Here is a 19,170-nt window from a genome sequence, read left to right as displayed (position 1 = left end):
AAACAGTGTCGGCAGATTTTTTTTTAGAATTAAACCTAACTATTATATTATGAAATACACCAAATACCTTTGTTTATCTTTTCTTTTTTTGCCATTGTTGCTTTTGTCTCAGACAAAAAAAAATATTGAAATAAAAAATAATTCTAATTTAGAAAGAAAAGAAGCCGTTGTGGCTATCAAATGGGAAACAATCCTTTCTCAATATCCACAAATTGATACTACAAATTTTGTTGTGATCAATTCATCGACCAATAAACAAATTCCTTATCAGTTGGAGCATAAAGGACTTCCTGCTATTCAAAATTTATTAGTACAGGTAAGTGTCAAAGCCAAAGGGACACTTCTTTTATCCATACAAAAAGGGAAACCAATGGCATTCCAAACTAAAACTTACGGACGTTACGTGCCTGAAAGATTTGAAGATTTCGCTTGGGAAAATGACAAAATCGCATTTAGAGCTTACGGCAAAGCATTAGAAAAACAAAAAGATAACGCTTACGGTATTGACGTTTGGGTAAAACGTACTGATAGAATGGTAATAAATGAGCGTTACAAGCGAAATGAATATCATACGGATCACGGAGACGGTATGGACTATTATAAAGTTGGATTTACCATGGGAGCAGGGGATATGGCACCTTATGTGAATGATAATATTGTCTATTTAGGAAACTATCACCATTGGAAAGTATTGGATAACGGCCCGTTACGTTCTACTTTTAGATTGGAATATGATGATGCAGATGCAGCCGGAATTAAAGTTTCGCATACCAAAATCATTTCTTTGGATGCCGGTTCACAGCTTAATCGAATCGAAAATGTTTACTCGTTTTCAGACAACAAAGCATTGCCTGTTGCGGTTGGAATTGCTAAAAGACCTGAACAAGGTACTTTGTTATTAAACGAGCAACAAGGAATTATGGGTTATTGGGAGCCTACTGTTGCAGAAGATGGTACAACTGGTGTAGGAAGTATTTTGAACATTCCTGTTAAAAATATTTTAGTTGGAAAAGATCAGATTTTAGCGATTACTGAGGTGAAAAATAATGAACCAATCGTTTATTATACTGGTGCCGCTTGGGACAGAGCCGGAAAAATTACGAATGCATCGCAATGGTTTGACTATTTGAATAATTTCTCCCAAGAATTAAAACAGCCGTTGTTGGTAAATGTGAAATAAAAGTAAATCTAGATTTTCAGCTTTTTAGCGATTGTAAAAATTGACTAATTTGCAGAAATTGTATAAAGAGACAAGTCGGTATATTCTGGCTTGTCTCTTTTTTATTTAAAAATAGTATAGTGTTTTGATCAAATTTCTATAAAAAACGCAACGAAACACATCTATTATGCCATGGTAAGGACAAAAAATATTTTTTCAATTTAGATTTGAAAGAGTATGACTTAAGACTTTTACCTAAAAGTTAGACGAATTTTTAAATCTATTTTTTTCTTCTCATTGCAAATTCTTCTTCTGCGATATTTTTTAGAATAAAATATTGTAGGAGTTATTTTGTTTATAACGAGGATAAAATTAACAAATATATTCTTCAAAAGTATTAGGTAAACCTTGATTTTAATTAAATAAAATGTTAAAATAACAGCTAATATGTTTTTGTAAGTTGCTGTTTGTTAGGTATTTTTTGTGGTGTATATCTGATGTTTTTACTTTTATTTCACAACACTCAGGTAGAATTTGTACTACAACAATTGAGGATTTGCAACTACACTTCATTGTTTATTAGCGCTCTAAATTTGCAAAAAGAATTACAGAACATTTTTAAGTATTTATGATTTAAAAAATGCGTTGGTTCTTATTATGGTTTTTTTATCAATCATTTTTTTAAAAAGTTTGATTATAAAAAAGGAGTATTAGATATTTTATTTTTTAGAAAGCTAATTTTTATTGTAAAAGTCGATATATGATTCATTGTTTTTGAAATATAAAAATAATCATATCGTTTTGAAGAATTTTAAAATTATAAATAAATGATTTCAATGAAAGTTTTTAGGATTTTTAAATGTATTTGTTTATTGAGTTTGCTTTTTCCTATGACAATGCATGCACAAGTAAAAATAGGCAGTAATCCTACAATGATAGGTACTAATGCCAATTTGGAAGTAGAGGGGGCTAATGGAAGTAAAATTTCTGTTAGTAAGGATTCAGGTAAATTGACAATAAAGGATGGTTCAGAAGGAGTTGGTAAAGTGCTTACTTCTGATGCTAATGGAGTAGCCACTTGGGTTGTACCAGGTGCGACAATAGAAAGTTTGCCTGGAACAACGGGGGTTCCAGGAGTTCCAGGTTCAGATACACCAGGAGCACCAGCCACGGGTATAACTATAGTAGTTAATGATTCGGGTACATGGATCTATAATCCAACCACAGCTTCATGGACGAGTATAAACAGTCAGACTGGTCGTGTAAATATAGATGCTTCTAATGGTGTGATGCTTGATGGTCAAACGATTAAGTTGGGTGGGAATCTTACAGAGCCCACAGCCATAAAATCCTCGGCTGTTAATACTTTGGCAATTAGTGGATTGCAAGATGGAAAAGTTACTGACGATTTGCTAACTATGGATCCAACAACTGGAGTACTAAGAAAAATTAGTGCCGTAGAATTTAGTATGGGCACTAATATGGCGAAGCAAAAAATGGTTGCTACGGCCGGAGAGAAAGTGTTTCCTACGGTATGGCCTATTGATTCTTTGGATAAAATACAGGTTTATAGAAATGGTGCCGAAATAGATTTTTCTGCAACCGAGGGAACTTCTCAAATAACACTTCAATTGCTTGCTGATACTAATGGAGGTTGTTTGGATGGTGACGAAATAAAAATTTATCAATGGAAGTAAAGTACATTGAAAAACAAGTGAATAATAATAACAATAGTAATTTTAAATTAAGAACAATGAAAAAAAATGTTACATTCAAAAATGGAGGTTATAAAGCGGTTTTAATCTTGTCATTAGCTTTGGCGGGACTTAGTACTCAGGCACAGGAAAAAACGGCTACAATAGCCAAGCAAGCTCCTACAACGATGGGGCAAATAGGAGATGGTACAGCTGCTACTCAAGGATCCGTAAGGGTAATTGACAATAAGGGAACCATTAAATATTTGCAAGTAAAAAATGGAATTACCCAAATAACAAATACTACAGCAGATAAAGGTATTGTTACCACTTGGCAATTGGGAGGTACATTAACAGATGACACCTATATCGATGCAACAGGAAAAGTATTTGGTTTAGATGGAATTAAATTGGTTGATCCTGCAGCACCTGGTATGGCGGCTTCTGCTGATGCAACAGATAAATCTAAACATGGTACAGGAACAGGTTTAACACTTTTGGTACGTAATGAAGCCACAGGTGAAACTATGAAAATGAAATTTGCAGATTTGGTAAATGGAGGTCAGACATTACAAACTGCTACCGCTGCAGCCGATGTCACTTTTACCGATGCTACTCTTCCAGCAAATGTGCAAAAAGTATGGGTATATCGTAATGGTGCAAAATTAGTGGCAGGTGTAGATTATACTTTGACAGGGACTACTGTAAAGGTTAATAAAGCAGGTGGAACTGATCCTGACGATTATGCTTTTGTGGACGGTGATAAGATAGAAATCCAGTGGGTTAAATAATTTAAGAACAAGGAATAGAATTTCTAAACTAAGATTGGATGGTTTGCAGATTTTTCTCTGTAAATCATTCGATCTTACTAATAAGTCCTCAAATTTTAATTATTTAAGACAAGCCGTTTCGTTTTTTTTGGATTATTTACGGATAATCAAATTCAACAATAATTAAATTACTTTACTAATGATGAACAAAATTATAATCATTTTATTATTATTCTCACTTTCTTTTAGCTCTTTTGCCCAAAAGAAAGTGAGAGTGATTAATAATAAGGGAACTGTAACATATGTAGATCCGAGTAAATGGTTTGAAGTTGCAGGGAATTTATATAATAAAAATGGAAACGTAGCTATAGGCTTGGATACATTAACAACTCCCACTGCCCGTTTGGTTATCAGTAATGGTGGAAGTACAACATTGCCTCCATTGAAATTGCAAAATCCTTTTGCAGGGAGTTTTACTGATAGTTTGCTTACCTGGAATGCTGCAGATGGAGAAGTGAGGAGGATGCATATAAATAAGCTGTTGAATAATACTTGGAAAGTTACAGGTAATGCAGGAACCAATCCAGGAAATAATTTTTTAGGCACTACAGACGCTAATGATTTGGTAATAAAAACCAATAATACTGAGAAAATGCGTGTCACCTCAGTTGGAAACATAGGTGTTGGAACTGCTACACCTTCTACAAAACTGGAAGTTAATAGTGGAACTACTGATGTATCGGGGTTAAGGTTTTCACAACTTAAAAGCACAAGCCCTGCCCCTGTTACTTATAACAGCAAAGTACTTACTGTGAATGCAACGGGAGATGTAGGGTTAACAACTGTTCCAGGGACGGAATCTATTGTTGATTTCTCGGTTAATGTAGATCCTAATGTTGCTGGAACTACTTTTTCTCCCGATATTCAAAAGGATAGAGACATTGTATATCTATCAACTATCGACTATAGTTCATGGACATGGAATGGGGTAGCTTACGTTGCATATTCACCAACTTCTACAGCATGGCTGCAGGGTGGAAACATTGTGTCATTTATGAAACCATTGGGAACAAAAAATGACTACGATTTACCAATTGTGACTAATAGCATGGAGCGTATGCGTATCACTTCCACAGGTAAGGTAGGTATAGGCAACACATATCCTTATGCGGCATTAGATGTCAACGGAAATATATACACCTCATTACATCTCAGTCTGAATGAGCACGATGCAGCCGAAAAAGGCAGCCGCTTTATTGGGCATAAATCTGGTAATTCAGGAGATGGTTTTGCAGGCATGGAGATGCAGGTATTAGGCACAGCAGAAGGGGCATCAGGTAATAACGTATCAAGGATACATTTTAATACATGGGGAAATTCAATATCTGCCAGCCGTAGGGTAATGACAATAAACGAATATGGTAATGTAGGTATGGGAACAACAACTCCGGCTGCTAAACTAGAAGTTAATAGTGGTACTACTGATGTATCGGGGTTAAGAATCACCAATTTGAAGAATACAACTGTAGTTACCGCTGACGCAAAAGCTATTGGTGTTAATGCCAATGGAGATGTTGTAACTGTTGATGCTGCTGCTAATGCCTGGAGCCTTACAGGTAATGCCGGTACTACAACTGGTACTAATTTTATTGGCACTACCGATGCAAATGAATTAATGGTAAAAACCAATAATGTTGAGCGTATGAAGGTTTTATCGGGAACCACAGTAAACACAACACAGATAGGTGTAGCAACAGCCAATCCCGCTTTTACAACGCCAGCTAATACAGGTGCAACAATACCCACTTTGGGAGTTGATGGTACAGTAAATGCCACCAATTATACCTCTCCGGTGCAAATCGTAATAGGAGGAGCGTGGGACTTAAGCAAGGGAGGAAATGCTAAATGGACATTGGCTGCCGGAGCAAATACTCTTACTCTGACCAATATGAAACCGGGTATGTACGGTACCATCATAGTTACAAACACAGGAACCAGTACTATAGCTTTTGGCGGAGGAACTAATAAAGTAATCAATGGTGGAAGTGGCGTTGTTACTCTTACCCCTTTAGCCGGTGCGGTTGATCTTCTTTCCTTTTTTTACGATGGGACAACTTTTTGGTGGACAATAGGAAATAATTATAACTAATGGTAACTTACCAATGAAAAAGTTATTGCAAAATTGTAAGCAGTTTATAATCTTTTGCACATTATTAATGTGTAGAAATTATACTTATGGTCAAGTTCCTGTGCAACAATTCTGGATGTTGAATAGGTCAACTGTTTCGGATACATTAGTTTGGGATGTTGGACCATGGAACAGGCAGATTAATAATGGCTCCGGAACTTTATTGGTTACTAATCCTGTTTGGACAGCGAATAAAGGAAATACTAATACCAAATGGAACGTTTGTAAAAATGCAGTATTCGGAGGCAATTTGGGAACAGGTGCAGCTGGTACGGTAACATTGGGAGCAGCTGTAAATAGTGTTAAGTCTATTTCTTTTTTTCCTGCAGCAAGTGGAAATTTTACTATAAATAGTCAATCAATTACGACTACCTGTGCTACAGATTTGCCTGTTTTTGTATCTGCCGGACTTCAGCCAACAATAGCTTCAATCCTTACAGGAACAAATTCACTTATTAAAAATGGTGCAGGAGCCTTGGTTTTAACAGGCACAAATACTTACTCTGGAATTACCAATATCAATGGTGGTATTTTGCAAATAGGAGCTGGTGGGAGTGCAGGAAGTATTCCTTCCGCTTCACAAGTAAATATTGCAAATAATGCCATTTTGTTTTGGGATATAATAAACGGGTCACAGGTATTGCCAAATCCTATATCCGGTGCAGGAAGTGTACAAGTGAAAGTAGCAGGTAATATGTCTAATACAGGTGGCGGAGATGGTACGCTGTCGCAGATTACAAACACAACAAATAATTATACTGGAGGAACGAATATTTTAGGAGGTTTTGTACGTGCAAACAATGCTTATTTGGGTACAGGAACTGTTAGTTTGCAAGGAGGTGGTTTGTGTGGTACCGGGACTTCAATGACATGGAGTAGTAATCCTATAAATGTGCCGACAGGCTCTACCGGTTATCTTCGCTCTTTTTCAAACGTAACGACTACTTTCGCAACACCAATATCAGGAATCGGAACACTCCAATTGGCAGATTCGGGGGCAATAATTTTAACAGGCAACAATCCGTTTAATGGAAATATTATAATGAGTGGCAACGGCGATTTTAGTATTAATGGTACTGGTACATTGGGTTCGGGAAATTTTTACGGTAATATTGATAATCCGAGCGGACGCACATTAAGTTGGAATGGAACCGTTTCACAAACTTTTAATGGGATTATTAGCAGTACTAATGGAAATTTTTGGTTTAATTCAGGGAATACAACGCTTGCTGGGGGGGCAAATGTACCGGGAAGCAATTGGTATTTAAATACGCCTACTACTGGAGGTATTGTTACTCAAAACATCACTGGCGGGACTTATCTTTTTAATAGTTATCAAATTTTCCAAAATAACGTAAATAACAATAATTTAACCTTAAATATTTCTGGTGGCAATCTTACATTTACCACTCTTGGAATGGGAGGCTCTACTGCGGGTGGTGCTAGTAATAATAAAAACACTCTAAATCTAACAGGAGGGACTGTGAATGTTACAGGAACTTTTTTTCCGTATAAATGGGCAACTAATTATGTTAATATAGCTAACGCCACAATGATAGCTAATACTTATCATGTAGGTTGGGTAGATACTGGACCCATCTGCTACATTACTATCAATAGTGGGGGGCTTTTTGGTTTCAACAATTTGCAGGTTGAAGGATGGCGAAACAATTACATTTATTTAAATGGAGGTACATTAAGACCATGTAATATCCCTGCGACAACTTTTGTCTCATTTACTGTACAGTCCAATGGCGGAACTATTGATAACAATGGTTCAAATATTTCCATAGCTCAAGTGGTGACGGGCTCAGGCGGATTGACATTTGTGGGGTCAGGAACCACAACTATTTCTGGTAGCAATGCTTATAGCGGAGGGACTACCATCAGCGGGGGTACGCTTACTGCAAGCAATGTGAATGCCTTTGGAACAGGAGTCATAATCGTAAAAGCTGGGGCTACATTAAATAAAAATGGATTTGCAATTTCCAATACTGTTATTAATAACGGAGGAACAATAAATCCGTAATCTGTATGATGGTTCCTCTTTTTGGTGGACGGTAGTGAATGACTTTGGAACGAGAGCCACAACTGTAAATGGCATGGCATTTTTTTGATTTTAAACATAAATATCTCTGGCTTAAAAAACCATTATGTTAGGTATTAGTTGCAATACTTTTTGAAACGAATTATTATAAAATTCTTTTCAAATGTTATTTAAATCAGCAGAATTTTACTATTAAAAACATATCTATTTATATTTTTTTGTTACTAATTTATTGAAGATATAATTAGTTTCTTTTAAAAAAAATATTTAATTTAGTATTGTAATGTGTTGATTATCTTTGGTAATTGAGAATAAATTAACTCAGTTCCTTTTTTTATATTATTGTTTTTTATGCCATTCAAATGGAAAAAACGGTCAAATTGACCACCTCTTTCCAGTATAAATTGACCACCAGTTCCAGAGCAAACTGACCACCCCATTCCAGTTCAAATTGACCACCTAATTTTGGGGTAAATTAATTATTAAAAACTACAGACTTTTTCATGTCGTTAGAACCATACATTCGCAAAAAAAAAGCGGATTATGGCAAACAAAATAACAGACATGAGTAAAATTAGAAAAGTAATTAAATTCTATTGTGATGGAAAAAGTAAGTTATTTATAAGTAGCTACTTATCCCTTTCTAGGAATACGGTAAAGAAGTATATTTCTTTATTTGAAGTTCTCGGATTAAACTTTGAATTTATTGATAAAAAAACAGATGCTGAACTAGAACTTTTGTTTTCACAGACTACTGTGGAATCAATTAGTCCCAAATTACAAACACTCCATAATTATTTTCCTAAAATGGAGCGTGAGCTAAAAAAAGTTGGCGTTACCATACAACATATGTGGGAACAATATGCTGCCATAAACCCTGATGGTTACAGGAGTTCTCAATTTGCTCATTATTACAAAGTATGGAGTAAACAAGTCAATCCAGTGATGCATATGAATCATAAATCCGGTGATAAAATGTATGTTGATTATGCTGGAAAAACACTATCCATTATTGATAGCGACACTGGAGAAATCAAAGAAGTACAATTCTTTGTGGCTATATTAGGGGCTAGTCAATACACCTATGCTGAAGCTTCTATGAGCCAGCAAAAGGAAGATTTTGTTACTTCTGTAGAAAATGCCATGCGCTTTTTTGAAGGCACTCCTGCAGCAATTGTTCCAGATAATTTAAAATCTGCAGTAATAAAAAGCAGTCGTTTTGAGCCAACAATTAATGAAACTTTAGCCGACTTAGCGGAACATTACGAAACTACAATCTTGCCAACTAGAGCTTATAAACCTAGAGATAAGTCATTAGTTGAAGGGGCTGTAAAGATATTATACAGAAGAATTTATGTAACACTAAAAGAAACCAAATTCTTTTCTCTAGAAGAATTAAACCAACAGATATGGGATTTATTAGACATTCATAATAATCGAAAACTAACAGGTCGTCCTTACTCACGAAAAGAATTGTTTGTAGAAGATGAGAAACAAAAACTGCGTCCACTACCACAAGAACGCTTTGAAATCAAATATCAATCCTTTGCAACGGTAATGCAAAATGGTCATGTCCAATTAAGTCAAGACAAAAATTATTACAGCGTTCCGTATCAATATGTAAAGAAAAAAACGAAACTCTTGTACACAAGATCAACCGTAGAGATCTATTATAAATACAATCGAATAGCGGTTCATCAGCGAAATTACAAACCTTATGTCTATACCACAACTCCAGAACATTTAGCCAGTTCACATCAGTTTGTAGCTCAGTGGAGTGCTGCTCGATTCATTGATTGGGCAGGTAGTATTGATGAGTCAGTAGGAGAATATATTATGCAGATAATCGAAAGCAGAAACCATCCTGAACAGGCTTATAAAAGTTGTTTAGGAATACTAAACTTTGAAAAAAAGGTTGGTAAGCAGCGATTAATAAATGCCTGTAAACGAGCGCTTGACTTTAGAATTTACAATTTTAAGACCATCCAAAATATTTTAGAAAACAACTTAGATCGTATTGATTTAGAACAGGAACCTGAGCATGAACTTCCGAACCACGGAAACATAAGAGGCAAACAGTATTATAATTAAATTAAATCTTAAAAACATGAATGAATCCACAGTAACAAAAATGAGACAAATGAAACTTTACGGAATGTTTAATGCTTTTAAAACAGCGATTGAAAGCGGAAGAACAGACCACTACACACTCGATCAATTTGTATCGATGATTATTGATGCTGAATGGGACGAAAGGCACAATCGTCGTATAGAACGCAGTATAAAGAATGCTAAATTCCATTACAAATCAAATATTGAAAATGTCAATTTTGATGTATCCCGCAATCTTGACCGGAATACAGTTCTTCGTCTGGCAGAATGCGAATTTGTTGAAAAAAATGAAAACATCTTAATCACAGGAAGTACAGGTGTAGGCAAAAGTTATTTAGGTACCGCATTGGGTTACCAAGCCTGTATTCATGGCTATAAAGTAAGCTATTTTAATACTTCGAAGCTGTTTGCTAAATTAAAAATGGCCAAAGCAGATGGTTCTTACCTAAGAGAACTTGCCAAAATTGAAAGGCAAGACGTTATCATACTTGACGATTTTGGACTCCAGGCATTAGATAGTCAAAACCGAATTACACTTTTGGAGATTATTGAAGACAGGCATAATAACGGTTCTATAATTGTTACATCGCAAATTCCTGTACAAGGTTGGTATGATATAATTGGCGAAAAAACTATAGCTGACGCAATTTTGGATAGACTTATACATCAAGCCCACAGACTCGAATTGCATGGGGAATCTATGAGAAAGAAAAGAGGAATAAACAAGGAATAATATTTTAAGTATATTTGAGTACTAATTAGCGCATGAAAAAAAGTAGTTTTTTATGAAAACGGGGTGGTCACTTTGCTCCGGAATTAGGTGGTCATTTTGAATTGGAATCAGGTGGTCACTTTAAATTGGAATTGGGTGGTCAATATCACTGGAATTTACAGTAGTTAACAACAAATATAAATTTAAAGGTGATTTTGGATATTTTGAAACAAACGAGAATTGGAAGGAATGGCTTTTACTGGGAGATAAATCGTATAATGAGTTTTTGGAAAGGATTAAAAGAGAAACTATCGACCCTCTAGAATTTATTAAGAATCTAAATGGAGAGCCAAGTTGGATAGGTAATGATCAGACACCTTTGAATTCAAAAGGAATAAAAATGAAATTTATTTGTCAAATGAATTCGGAAACAATTATTGATGATTTTTGTGGAAGGGAAATATATTTGTTTTATGATGTGGTGGATAAAGTAGCTGTTCAAATTCATCAGTTTAATTAGTCGGAATAGAATTTTTACTTTTATACTAATTAATAGCAAGAAAAATTATAAAAAGGTTGTCTCATTTTTTTTTTTGAGACAGCCTTTTTCTTTTTGTGATATCAGCGTTACAAATTTCAAACTATTTAAAGCAAATGTCATGCTTTAACGTTAATTACGTATGATGAATCTTAGGGGAGTTAGGGACTTTTATCACCTCCACGACTTTTAAGTTCTTTTATAAAAGCAGAGTCATGAGACTTTGAATAGTTGTTTTTTTTAATTTTTGACTTGTTTTACTTGATCATCTTTGTGGACACAGATTGTAAATCTGTGCTAGCCGTTCACAAAATACTTACTTCATTTCCGAGTGATTGGGGATTCATTACGATTTTAGCAAAGCTATATTATATTTTAATAAGCAAGAAGTTATCTTTTTTCGAGGGAGTAATAGTTGTACTGTTAAAAAAATAAAAGTTTTTTATTGGTGTTTAAAATACATTTTATGTAAAAAATAGAAATAGTGTAATAAGTTTGTTAAATTTTATGTAATTTTAAATTTTGTAATTGATTGACATAGTTTTAGTTAAGTTTTTTATTTGTTTTACCCCAATCTACCTAATTAAGTTTTCGGTTTCCAAATGCCTTGTGTTATTTAAAAGATATAGGCATTTAAAAGTAGATATTTAAGAAGATTTAGTAAGTGAGGTAGTCCTCAAACAGATTAATAAAATTAGCTGAAATATGAAAAAGTGCCTTTTTATAATCTTATTATTCAGTTTTCAGGTATTTTATTCCTCAGTTTTCGCACAAATTAATTCTAAAAATTTTACGACATATCCTGAATTGGGTGGCACTACCATAAATGATATTATTACTGATAGACAGGGTGTAGTTTGGATTGCTACCAGTAATGGACTCGTGCAATATGATGGATATGAATACAAGCATTATGACGTAGATCCCAAAGATCCCAAAAAAATGGGTAGTATATTAACCCAAAAACTTTATGAAGCCCATGATGGCCATATTTGGATTGGCTGTACAGATTTACTCAGTGAATACGATCCCGTAACTCAAACATTCAAAAACTATAATTTTTTAAAGCTAACAGATTTTAAATTGGGTTCCCAAGTTGTCATATCCACTATAAATGAGGATTCTAGGGGAAGAATTTATTTTGGAACCTATTCTGTATATGGTTTTATAGCCACTCACGCTCTTTTTTTTAAAGATGAAAAAAGTAATGAATTCAGGCGTTTTGATTCTTCCATTAAAGAAGGAATAAAAAACGTTTTTAGCTCTGCAATAGACCACTCGGACAATATATGGATTGTTGCTGTTAATGGTTTTTTTAGGATTGATAAAAATAGAAATATCCATAAAGAGAAACGGTTAATAGCTGAATTTCCTATTGAAAAGTACATAAGCACTATTAAATGCGATGCCAAAGGCAATCTATGGATTGCTTCCAGTAGCAGAACGCATGCAGTTCTAAGTGTTTGGAATCCAAATACCGGAAAATTAAAATCCTATCCTATTAGAGAATCAAGCAGTAAAATCAATACTGTTTTTTTGATTTATGAAATGGAGTTGGATTCAAGAGGTAATATCTGGCTTGCTACTTCATATGGTTTAATGTATTTTGATTTGAAAAAAGAGCAATTTGAGATGTTGAATGAAAATCCAAATGAAAGATTGATGAGAAATATTCTTTTTTGTCTTCATTTGGATTCTTTCGATAATCTTTGGATAGGAACTGAATCAAAAGGATTGCTTAGATACAGTAATCGGGTTGTTTTGAAATCCTACGTTTATAATAAAGAAGATAAAAATTCCATTACTTCGGGCTGGATCAATAGATTTTTAGAAAGTGCTGATGGTAAAATTTGGATGGCTAATGAAACAGGTCTTAATGTGTTTGATCCGGTTAAGAATACGCTAACACCTTATCCGATTTCAAAATCACTGCCTAATCTATCACAGTTCTTTGGAATTGGTTTGTATTCCCCCGATGAAATTCTTATTGAAACGAATATTGGTTTTTTTCTTTTTGATATTAATAACAAGACTTATTCAAAAATCCAGCTTGGTCCTCCACTTGATAAACTTTTTATTTACAGCCTAATTACAGATAGTAATGGAAATCAATGGTATTGTACAGTTAAAGGTGCTTTTTTAAAAACCAAAAATAAAGGAATATTACGTCATTTTGATTTGAAGAAGATTTTCGGTTCAGATGCTAGTAGTAATGAAGTAGTTAGTGTTTGCGAGGATGCTAAACACGGAATATGGTTGCTTACCAATAACGGTTTGTTTCTCTATAATTATAAAACTGATAAAGTTGAACGATATTGGTTTGATAAGAAAAAAGGAGATGTTTTAGAATCACAAGACATTAATTCCTTATATGTTGACAAAGAAGGAATGGTCTGGGTTGGGACTTGGGGTGGAGGTCTTAGCAAATGCAATGTCGAAACAGGAAAAATTATTAGCTATTCAACTAAAGACGGTTTACTTTCTATGGGAATTCAAGGTATTTTGCCAGACGAAAAAAACAAAGCGCTTTGGCTTAGCACTTTTGATGGGCTCAGCAGATTTAGTATTGAAGATGGGCAATTTAATAATTTTTCGATGGAAGAAGGTATCCAAGGACGTCTGTTTGCAGATGGAGGCTACCTTAAATCATCGGGAGGTCTTCTTTTTTTTGGAGGAAGCAACGGTATCACTGTCTTTAATCCGAATTATATATCTAAAAATTCAAAACCACCAAAAGTCTATATCACCGATTTTAAAATTGGTGATATCTCAATGTATTATGGCAACAATTCTTTTCAAAAAAATAAAAAAACAATACCGAAAGATTTTATATTAAAATACAATCAAAATAGTATTTCCATCAATTACACGGGAATACATTATTCGAATCCCTCAAAAAATGAATTTACCTATAAGCTTGAAAATTATGATAATAAATGGCGTGAGGTAGGGAATATCAGGACTGCTTATTATTACGATCTGCCTCCAGGGGATTATACGTTTAGAGTAAAAGCGGCTAATAGCAATGGCGTTTGGAACGAGAAAGGGGCATCGGTTGCTTTCAGTATAACTCCTCCTTGGTGGCGTACTTGGTGGGCTTATACACTATATGGTATTTTATTTCTAGTACTTTTGATTTTGTTTGATCGCTTCCAACGAAAAAGGCTTCTTGAAAAAGAATATGCATTGGCTAAGGAAAAAGAACTTGCCCATGCCCGTGAAATTGAGAAAGCTTTTAATGAACTTAAAACTACCCAACTTCAACTTATCCAATCCGAAAAAATGGCTTCACTCGGGGAACTTACAGCCGGGATTGCTCATGAAATACAGAATCCATTGAACTTTGTCAATAATTTTTCGGAAGTCAGTTTAGAACTGATTGATGAGATGAATGATGAAATGGATAAAGGCGAAACAGAAGAAGCGAAAATAATAGCAGTCGACATCAAACAAAATTTAGAAAAAATAATCTTTCATGGCAAACGCGCCGATGGAATTGTAAAAGGCATGTTACAGCATTCCCGAATTAGTTCTGGTCAAAAGGAACTAACGGATATTAACGCATTGGCCGATGAATATTTAAGGCTAGCTTATCATGGTTTACGGGCCAAAGACAAAAGCTTTAATGCAGTACTGGAAACACATTTTGACGAAAAACTTCCAAAGATTGATGTAGTTTCCCAAGATATTGGTCGTGTTTTACTCAATTTGTTTACCAATGCTTTTTATGCGATACAAAAACAACAACAAATAGCGACTCAAGGGTATAAACCCGTTTTAAGTGTGACAACGCTCCAAAAAGAAAATTGTATTGAAATTACGGTAAAAGATAATGGTACCGGAATTCCATCTGCAATTAGAGACAAAATAATGCAGCCTTTTTTTACTACGAAACCCGCCGGAGAAGGAACCGGTTTGGGATTGTCATTGAGTTATGACATTGTGGTCAAAGGGCATGGAGGAACTATTAATGTTGAGACCGAAGAAGACAATGGCGCCACGTTTATTATAACACTGCCCATATAATTTATTTACCATATAATTTTTGAAATATGAACTTTGACTATATTCTTTTACTAATCGTTTTTAGTCATTTGCGAAGAACTTTGCAAAGCAAAATTCTATTGCCTCAAATTGATAAATATTTGCGTATTGGGTTTTGGATCTCGATTGGGCTTTTAATCGCTGGACTTTTTCTAGATTCAAGCAGAGCAATAATTGCTTGGATAGCGCACGGAATATTATTTACCCTAATCTACTTTTGCCTTACTCAAAAGGAATTTAAATCAGTTAAAACTTTTATTTATTCGATATTGCCCTTTGTGGCAGTAAACTTTTTAGAAGATTTTACAAAACTCATCAATTCTTCTTTTCATAAAGAGTGGAATAATTATTTTCACGCTGCAATTTCTTTTTCAATCATTTGGATTTTTGCCATGTTTTTCATTACTAGAAAACAACGAAAAGACATGGAAAGAGAACAATTAAAAGCCATAGAGCTGGAAAAAGAGTTTCAACAGTCCGAAATTTTAAAGGCAAAATTAGAAGAGCAGGTAGCTGAACGAACAGCTGAAATTCAAGGTCAAAAAGAAGAGCTGCAAAAAGCCTTTGAAGAACTAAAAACTACTCAGGCACAGCTTATTCAATCTGAAAAAATGGCTTCACTCGGGGAACTTACAGCCGGAATTGCACATGAAATTCAAAATCCATTAAACTTTGTCAATAATTTCAGTGAAGTCAGCAATGAACTATTGGACGAAATGAATGAGGAAATAGCAAAAGGAGATTTTGAAGAGGTAAAAAACATTGCAAACGACATCAAAAAAAACCTGGAAAAAATAAATCTTCATGGTAAACGTGCTGACAGTATTGTTAAGGGGATGCTTCAACATTCCCGTATCAGTTCCGGACAAAAAGAACCTACAGATATAAACAAACTTGCCGATGAATATTTGCGATTGGCTTACCATGGATTTCGAGCCAAAGACAAATCATTTAATGCAACTATAGTGACCGATTTTGATGAGACTATCGGTACTACTAATCTTATTCCCCAAGATATGGGAAGAGTGATTTTAAATTTGATTACCAATGCGTTTTATGCGGTCACCGAAAAAAAGAAATCTAGCATGGAAAATTTTGAACCAACAGTTACGATTAAAACCCAAAAAAGTGAAAATCATTTAGAGATTATTGTAAAGGATAATGGCAATGGAATTCCGAAAAATGTAGTTGACAAAATTTTTCAACCCTTTTTTACCACCAAACCTACTGGGCAAGGAACTGGATTGGGATTGTCATTGAGCTATGACATCGTAAAAGCACATCATGGAGATTTGAAAGTAAAAACGAAAGAAAAGGAAGGATCAGAATTTATTATTTGTTTAACCGATAATAAGCTATAAAGTGAAAAAATATCCTCTAATACTTCTTGTAATTGTCATTTCGGCTGGATCACTGCATGGGCAGGAAAGCATCAATAGATATAACTTCCAAGCAGATAGTGTGCAACGACTTCTTGTGAAACATAGAGGAAATGATGAACAAAAAATAATTTGGTTAAATGAATTTGCCAGGTTCTCTTTTCATGCATTGGAATTTAAACAGGGTCTCATTGCAACTAAACAGGCGAGAGAGCTTTCCAAAAAAGCACATTACAAAAATGGAGAAGTTCAGTATTTGCGTACAATGAGCGACTTGTATAGAAATGATATTTTTTCATTTTACTATCAGAAACAAGCAGATTGGCTTTCGACAGAGGAGGAAAAGAAGGAAAGTGCAGGAATTTTGAATTCCAAAAAGTTGATATGGCTGAAGAATCTGAATCATGAAAAAATTCTGGCTCAGTTGAAGACTGCACTTCCTTATTTTGAAAAAGAAAATGATAAGGAAATGCAAGCAAATATTGTTTTTTTAATTGCTGGGAGTTATTTTGAACAGGGTAAAGTAGAAGAAGGAAAAAAGACAGCAGCTAAGGCGCTTTCCCTTTTTAAAGAACAGAATCAGACTTTTTTTATTTTTCAAATATCAAGTTATATGATATCTGATTTAATAAATGAAGGAAAACGGGAAGAAGCCCAAAAGATAGAAATTGAATTGGTAAAGATGATTTCTACTATTAAGGATAAAAAGTTAATGGCACTTTTATCTATTCCTATGGGGGATTATTACGCTGCCACTGGTCGATTTAGTTTGGCAATTGAATATTATTTAAAAAGTACTTCTGTATTGGAGGAGGATTTAAATATAAATGATAAAGATATGCTTGTACAGGTATATCGTGAGATAGCATTTAGTTATGGAAGTATGAACAATCAATCTAAAACTTTGGAGTATTTTATCAAATCCGAAAACCTACTAAAAAAAATGAATGATACTGTTCAGATTTATGACGTTTACGGTAATATGGTATTTGCGTTAATTGGACTAAAAAGGTATGATGAAGCCAAGAAATTTTTGGCACTTACTTTACAAGACCCAAGAAAGGATCGCGCACCTTTGTTATTGGCCAGAAATTATGACGCAAAAGGCCAGATTGAAATGATGCAGAGTAATTATGCAGCTGCTATTCCCTTTTTTATTAAATCACTTGGTCTGTTTTTAAAACACTCTAAGAATAACTCACAATTTATCTATTGTCATTTGACGGAGTGCTATGAAAAATTGAACAATTTGCCAAAAGCTATTGAATATGGTCTTCTTGCCTATAGTGCGTCCAAAACGTATAACAGTATAGGTATTTCGTTAAATTCGAGTTTAATGCTGTCCCGTATTTATGAACAAATGGGACAGAAAGAAGAAGCTTTCAAATACCTTAAGATCTATCAGCAATTAAAAGATGGATCTGATGACTTAGATGCCATAAATCACCTTGCTAATTTTGAAACGCAATCAATTATTGAAAAAAGCAACAAGCAAATAGAAAAACTCGAAAAGCGAAGATTAGAAAAAGAAGCCGAAAACAAGAATCAGCGTTTATGGATTTTTAGTATAACGGGAGCTTTGATATCTGCTTTAGTAGTGATGCTGTTGCTCTACCGAAACAATCAGCATAAACAGAAAGCAAATGCTCTTTTGCTGAAACAAAAAAATGAGATTAACAAACAACGAAAAATAGCCGAAAAAGCACTCAATGAATTAAAAACGACACAAAACCAGCTTATTCAATCTGAAAAAATGGCTTCTCTTGGAGAGCTTACCGCCGGGATTGCTCATGAAATTCAGAACCCATTAAATTTTGTCAATAATTTTAGTGAAGTGAGCAACGAACTCATTAAAGAAATCCAAGAAGAAAGATCCAAGCGTAATGAGGAAAGAGATGAAGAATTGGTTGGTGAAATTTTAGAAGATATTAGCAAAAATTTAGATAAAATAAATCATCATGGCAAACGCGCTGACAGTATTGTAAAAGGGATGCTTCAACATTCTCGTATCAGTTCCAGACAAAAAGAACCTACAGATATAAACAAACTTGCCGATGAATACATGAGGCTTGCCTATTATGGACTTCGGGCAAAAGATAAAAGTTTTAATGCGGAACTAATTACCGATTTTGATGAGAATTTGCCAAAAGCAAATGTATTGACACAAGAAATTGGTCGTGTGTTATTGAATTTGTTCACTAATGCTTTCTATGCGACACATCAAATGCAGAAAAAATTAGGGGAAACATACAAACCAATGGTCAGCGTGAAGACTTTGTCAAAAGATAAAGCAATTGAAATAGCTGTAAAAGACAACGGTATAGGAATCCCAACAGCCATCAAGGATAAAATCATGCAGCCGTTTTTTACCACCAAACCAAGTGGTGAGGGAACTGGCTTAGGGTTATCGCTGAGTTATGACATTGTGGTCAAAGGTCATGGAGGTGATATTAAAATAGAAACAAAAGAAGGTGAAGGAAGTACATTTTTTATTTCGATACCACTAAATCAATCTATTAAACCGTAA

General features: G+C 34.4%; 11 protein-coding genes. All 11 read left to right on the top strand.

Annotation, left to right across the window (positions count from 1 at the left end; translation table 11 throughout):
• The first annotated feature begins 49 nt into the window (after nucleotides 1-49).
• On the top strand, nucleotides 50-1,180 hold the full coding sequence (locus EM308_RS13215; RefSeq protein ID WP_051877666.1) for a DUF4861 family protein: 1,131 nt from the start codon (nucleotides 50-52) through the stop codon (nucleotides 1,178-1,180).
• 806 nt (nucleotides 1,181-1,986) lie between these two features.
• Nucleotides 1,987-2,856, top strand: coding sequence for a hypothetical protein (locus EM308_RS13210; RefSeq protein ID WP_051877665.1), 870 nt, complete (start codon nucleotides 1,987-1,989; stop codon nucleotides 2,854-2,856).
• Nucleotides 2,847-3,644 (top strand): hypothetical protein, encoded by a 798-nt coding sequence (locus EM308_RS13205; RefSeq protein ID WP_035635035.1) that lies wholly within the window; start codon nucleotides 2,847-2,849, stop codon nucleotides 3,642-3,644. The genes EM308_RS13210 and EM308_RS13205 overlap by 10 nt, the downstream gene beginning before the upstream one ends.
• 178 nt (nucleotides 3,645-3,822) lie before the next feature.
• Nucleotides 3,823-5,772, top strand: coding sequence for an autotransporter outer membrane beta-barrel domain-containing protein (locus EM308_RS13200; RefSeq protein WP_070261857.1), 1,950 nt, complete (start codon nucleotides 3,823-3,825; stop codon nucleotides 5,770-5,772).
• Between the two features lie 13 nt (nucleotides 5,773-5,785).
• Nucleotides 5,786-7,840, top strand: a complete 2,055-nt coding sequence (locus tag EM308_RS13195) for an autotransporter-associated beta strand repeat-containing protein (RefSeq protein ID WP_081907232.1) — start codon at nucleotides 5,786-5,788, stop codon at nucleotides 7,838-7,840.
• A gap of 561 nt (nucleotides 7,841-8,401) precedes the next feature.
• Nucleotides 8,402-9,949 carry an IS21 family transposase gene (istA, locus tag EM308_RS13190; RefSeq protein ID WP_035634844.1) on the top strand — a complete coding sequence of 516 codons (1,548 nt, stop codon included), beginning with the start codon at nucleotides 8,402-8,404 and terminating at the stop codon, nucleotides 9,947-9,949.
• 16 nt (nucleotides 9,950-9,965) lie between these two features.
• Nucleotides 9,966-10,703, top strand: a complete 738-nt coding sequence (istB, locus tag EM308_RS13185; protein ID WP_035634847.1) for an IS21-like element helper ATPase IstB — start codon at nucleotides 9,966-9,968, stop codon at nucleotides 10,701-10,703.
• A gap of 265 nt (nucleotides 10,704-10,968) precedes the next feature.
• A complete protein-coding gene (locus tag EM308_RS13180; RefSeq protein WP_070261856.1) occupies nucleotides 10,969-11,202 on the top strand; it encodes a hypothetical protein in 234 nt (77 codons plus the stop codon).
• A 723-nt stretch (nucleotides 11,203-11,925) separates the two neighbouring features.
• Complete coding sequence (locus EM308_RS18105) at nucleotides 11,926-15,246, top strand: sensor histidine kinase (RefSeq protein WP_051877635.1); 3,321 nt, start codon at nucleotides 11,926-11,928, stop codon at nucleotides 15,244-15,246.
• A gap of 26 nt (nucleotides 15,247-15,272) precedes the next feature.
• The gene (locus tag EM308_RS13170) at nucleotides 15,273-16,625 is read left to right on the top strand and encodes a sensor histidine kinase (RefSeq protein WP_035633970.1); all 1,353 of its coding nucleotides are present in this window, start codon (nucleotides 15,273-15,275) and stop codon (nucleotides 16,623-16,625) included.
• 1 nt (nucleotide 16,626) lies between these two features.
• Nucleotides 16,627-19,170 (top strand): ATP-binding protein, encoded by a 2,544-nt coding sequence (locus EM308_RS18280; protein WP_051877636.1) that lies wholly within the window; start codon nucleotides 16,627-16,629, stop codon nucleotides 19,168-19,170.

This window comes from Flavobacterium gilvum, from assembly GCF_001761465.1.
GTDB lineage: Bacteria > Bacteroidota > Bacteroidia > Flavobacteriales > Flavobacteriaceae > Flavobacterium > Flavobacterium gilvum.
This window is presented reverse-complemented; position numbering and strand designations above follow the sequence as displayed.

Coding starts and splice junctions, on each gene's coding strand:
- istB (WP_035634847.1), top strand. CDS start 9,966: ATGAATGAATCCACAGTAACAAAAATGAGACAAATGAAACTTTACGGA.
- istA (WP_035634844.1), top strand. CDS start 8,402: ATGGCAAACAAAATAACAGACATGAGTAAAATTAGAAAAGTAATTAAA.
- EM308_RS13215 (WP_051877666.1), top strand. CDS start 50: ATGAAATACACCAAATACCTTTGTTTATCTTTTCTTTTTTTGCCATTG.
- EM308_RS18105 (WP_051877635.1), top strand. CDS start 11,926: ATGAAAAAGTGCCTTTTTATAATCTTATTATTCAGTTTTCAGGTATTT.
- EM308_RS13170 (WP_035633970.1), top strand. CDS start 15,273: ATGAACTTTGACTATATTCTTTTACTAATCGTTTTTAGTCATTTGCGA.
- EM308_RS13200 (WP_070261857.1), top strand. CDS start 3,823: ATGATGAACAAAATTATAATCATTTTATTATTATTCTCACTTTCTTTT.
- EM308_RS13195 (WP_081907232.1), top strand. CDS start 5,786: ATGAAAAAGTTATTGCAAAATTGTAAGCAGTTTATAATCTTTTGCACA.
- EM308_RS13205 (WP_035635035.1), top strand. CDS start 2,847: ATGGAAGTAAAGTACATTGAAAAACAAGTGAATAATAATAACAATAGT.
- EM308_RS13210 (WP_051877665.1), top strand. CDS start 1,987: ATGATTTCAATGAAAGTTTTTAGGATTTTTAAATGTATTTGTTTATTG.